At 54.6% G+C, this 3,672-nt stretch carries 4 protein-coding genes; 1 reads left to right on the top strand and 3 read right to left on the bottom strand.

Annotated elements, in window-relative coordinates; genetic code table 11:
- Positions 1 to 237: 237 nt before the first annotated feature.
- From ACUNV4_RS26235 to ACUNV4_RS26225, 3 genes are all read right to left on the bottom strand, one after another.
- The gene (locus ACUNV4_RS26235; RefSeq protein WP_430881621.1) at positions 238 to 1,332 is read right to left on the bottom strand and encodes a hypothetical protein; all 1,095 of its coding nucleotides are present in this window, start codon (positions 1,330 to 1,332) and stop codon (positions 238 to 240) included.
- Positions 1,333 to 1,517: 185 nt separating this feature from the next.
- Positions 1,518 to 1,889, bottom strand: a complete 372-nt coding sequence (locus tag ACUNV4_RS26230) for a hypothetical protein (protein WP_430881620.1) — start codon at positions 1,887 to 1,889, stop codon at positions 1,518 to 1,520.
- Positions 1,890 to 2,118: 229 nt separating this feature from the next.
- The gene (locus ACUNV4_RS26225) at positions 2,119 to 2,433 is read right to left on the bottom strand and encodes a BON domain-containing protein (protein WP_430881619.1); all 315 of its coding nucleotides are present in this window, start codon (positions 2,431 to 2,433) and stop codon (positions 2,119 to 2,121) included.
- A gap of 346 nt (positions 2,434 to 2,779) precedes the next feature.
- Between ACUNV4_RS26225 and ACUNV4_RS26220 the strand changes: the two genes are divergently transcribed.
- Entirely contained in the window at positions 2,780 to 3,616 is an 837-nt protein-coding gene (locus ACUNV4_RS26220; protein ID WP_430881618.1) for a transglutaminase-like domain-containing protein, read from the top strand.
- Positions 3,617 to 3,672: the final 56 nt, after the last annotated feature.

Below are 3,672 nucleotides of genomic sequence, written 5' to 3'. Positions count from 1 at the left end.
GAGCTGATCAATCGAGCCGGGCGTTTGGTGAATAATGCAGGCAAAGCTATTCTGGAGATCGGAATCAACCCAAAACTACTGGCAACCTTCTAGGCATACGAGCGATCCGCTCAAAATGCGGCGTAGTTTTGTCACATTGAGGCTAGCTCTTACATGCCATGATATTCAAAGCACGATTGACCATGCACAACTCACTGATAGCATCGAACATCGTTCCCGAAATCACTGAACGAAATCCTACGGAGCCACAAACCCCAACTCCGCAAACCGCTCACCCACCTGAGATCGCAACACACCAGCCGCGTTACGGTAGTCAACGTCCACCAGCAGCGCTCTCGAATCAGCGAGCTGATTGGCCACCAGACTCAATTCGCTGCCATCGTCGGCAGTCAACAGCACCTGCCCGTCGAACGCAGACTCGATGTCCAGAGATGCCGCTGCAATATGGCTGGAAATGGCAGGGTCCGTCTTGATGTGGACGGCTATGCCAGAGGCATTGACCACACTGCCGGAAGCACTCATCACATAGTCATTGATGCCACCGTTGGCGGAGGATTCCGCTGTCTGCGTAAACACGCCATCGCTCACCTGCTCCACGATCTCGCTGCCGCGGCTCATGGAGTAATCCTGAATACTGGCCTTGCGATACTGTTGCGAGTCGAACGAGTTGAAATTGTACGTTTCAATCATGGCATTGCCACTGATATTGACGCCATGACCGCGTTGCCATTCGAAGCCTTGCCAGACGACACGTCCTGATCTGACGGTAAAATGACGGCCTGAGGTGTAGTCGTCAAGCACACTCAGGGAACCATTGAAAAGCTGTTCGCCATCGATTGCCACTCGGCACTGATCGAAGTGGTAGCTATCCATCGAGACCCGATGCGTGTAACTCTCCTCGTCGAGAAGAAGTGCGCCGCTTTCAATAACCATCTCGCCGCCCAACTCGCAACTGTAGGCTGTTCTCACCAAATCGGGTGTCAGTGTCTCATCACGATCCAACACGTCGAACGTGGCTGTCTCGAGTTCGGTGCTGCCAATTGCCGACAAGGCAACACTATCACCCAGCAGCATCATCTCTTCCGCCTGCGTCTCGAGACGATAGCCTGCCAAAGCTTCCAGCATGGAAGGATAGTCGGCATCCAGTTTCAGTATGCCCGATCCCTGCAATGTTGCTTCCTCGGCAACCGGTGACTGCGACACGGTTCCGTCCAATGCGGCCTCTGTACTAACGTTGAAAGGAACCGAGGTTTCACCGGATGTACTACACGCTGAAATTGCCAGAACGGAGGTGATGGCAACGGTCAGGGAAGTGCGTCGGAAGGCTTTCATTAATCGCTCTGGCGATGAGGGTGAAGGGGTTATCAGGAGCGCGGATAATGCGCTGGCGGACAGTGCTTGGCAATGCCCTTATTACCCACACTTCGGGAATTTGTTTCGTAGCGTTCCGGACGCAATGGACTGCCCCCTCCCCGAACAGATTCGTCAAGACGACATTGGCCGATGCTGCTATCGGTTCAGCGGTTCGTACCATCCACGCCGCAGAACTGACTGGCAACCTGGTCATGGACAACTGGCTGGGCGGTGGGTAAAACCGAATGATGCGCAAGCTCGGAGACGCCGTCGTTGGATAGCATCCGAAAGTCAATTTTCGCTCTATCGTGCCGCAAGCAACCGGCGATGCGCGTGGTGGGATACGTCAGGTCATTCTGCGGGCTCAGCAAGCCAATATGCTGAACAACACTTGGCCAGCCTTTCGCGGCGCGCCGGTGGATGCCGACCTGCTCTTGCCCGTGAATGATGTCAGGCAGGAGAATCGCCTTGACGATGATACCGAATGGATTCCCACAGCAGAGAACAAGGAAGCAACCGCGGTATTCATGGTCCAACAATCATCCGCGCACGCTACCACCATCATGTCTGCATGAGGACTCACGTACCATCCACCTGTGCCGATTCCAGTTGCCAGATTCATCGGCTCACTTGGCCAGAACTACCTTGATGCCAAGTCGCCATCCGCTGGTGGGCAACCATCACCATCTGGCTACCCACCGCTTCGCGACCGAAATCACCGATCATCCCCGCGGGTCACAGACCTGGCAGGGAATCTGATGAGCGCTACTGCTTGACGATCAGACTGTTCTCCACACTGCCAACTCCCTCCACGGCGCTGGCCAACTCCTCAGCCCGTGCCTTGTCTTCCTCGGAATCGACAAAACCGCTCAGTTGCACGACATCACGGAAAGTTTCCACTTCAACATCAACCAGTGTTCCCAGGGAATCCTTGGCCAGTGCAGACTTCACCTTTGCTGTGACGACGGTATTGTCAACGAATTCACCGGTGCTTTCCCTTGTAGGGCTTGCCGTACAGGCTGTTACTGTTGCCAGCACAGTAGCTACCAGCAGCATCTTCATCACGTTTCTGACTGTCATGTTTTCTCTCCATAATTTGCAACCGTGGCTACGGCCGACAGAATGTTAGCCCTGCCAGAAGCGATCTGACCGCGCCTTGCATTTATTTCATTTTCAACCTGATTGACGCCTCGCCCCAATTCAGGGGACGAAAACCCGATGTGAATTCGGTTGCAATCGCATGTCGGTCTGCACGACACTAATGAATCTCGGCAAGTAACGTCAAACCGCCGGCGTCGCCACGTCATGATTCATTCAGGGTGACATGCAGGGTGGATTCTACGATCTCACGCAATGACAGCACTACGGTGATACCGTTCAGGCGATGCGAGGTAGCCCACCTTGCTCCCAGAGGCTGTAGACAGCAATGACTGAAAGAATCATCAATCTCCACAGTGAATTGACCTATTCCGTTCACGCACCCACTACCATCCTGTTGAAAGTGGCTGCCATGCGGACAGCTCGTCAGGCAATCAGCGATGAAATCCTGACAGTCAATCCATCAACTTCTGTCGATTATCTGCAGGAAGGGCCTCTCGGGAACCGGGCGTGTCGACTCAGTCTGCAACCGGGTTCGACAACCATTCACTACTCCGCAACGGCCGCCATCGAGCCCAAGCACCCCTCCAATGCGGATCTGAATGAACTCGATTACACCGAATTGCCTGCCGAAGTGCTGCCTTATCTCAACCCCAGCCGCTATTGCGAGTCGGACAAGCTTGGCAAGTTCGCCGCCGATAATTTCGGCCATATCGATCGCGGTTTCAATCGTGTCAGCCAGATCAGTGAGTGGGTTTTCAACAATCTCTCGTATACCCCCGGCAGCACGGGTCCCAGTAGTACTGCCTGTGATGTACTGCTGCAGCGTACCGGTGTCTGTCGAGATTATGCGCATGTGGCCATTGCCCTGTGCCGGGCTTTGGGAATTCCTGCACGATACGTCTCTGGCTACGCCGTGAATCTGAACCCACCCGATTTTCATGGGTTCTTCGAAGCCTATCTGGGTGGCGACTGGATCCTGTTCGACGCTACTCGTCTGGCCCCCATCGCCGGTTTCGTACGAATTGGTGCCGGCCGTGACGCTGCGGACGTGGCCTTTGCCACTCTGATCGGTCAAGCGACTCTGACCGGAAAAACGGTACAGGCAACTGATCCACAACTGGTGACAGAATCCCCATCGGGCGAAGCACTCTCGACTGCATAAGGAAAACGATGCCCGTCGGACGTACCAGTGTGCTCATGATTGCATAACTGCATAAC

The organism is Granulosicoccus sp. 3-233, from assembly GCF_052681095.1.
Note: the sequence above shows the minus strand (reverse complement) of the source record. Positions and strands in the feature narration are given on the sequence as shown.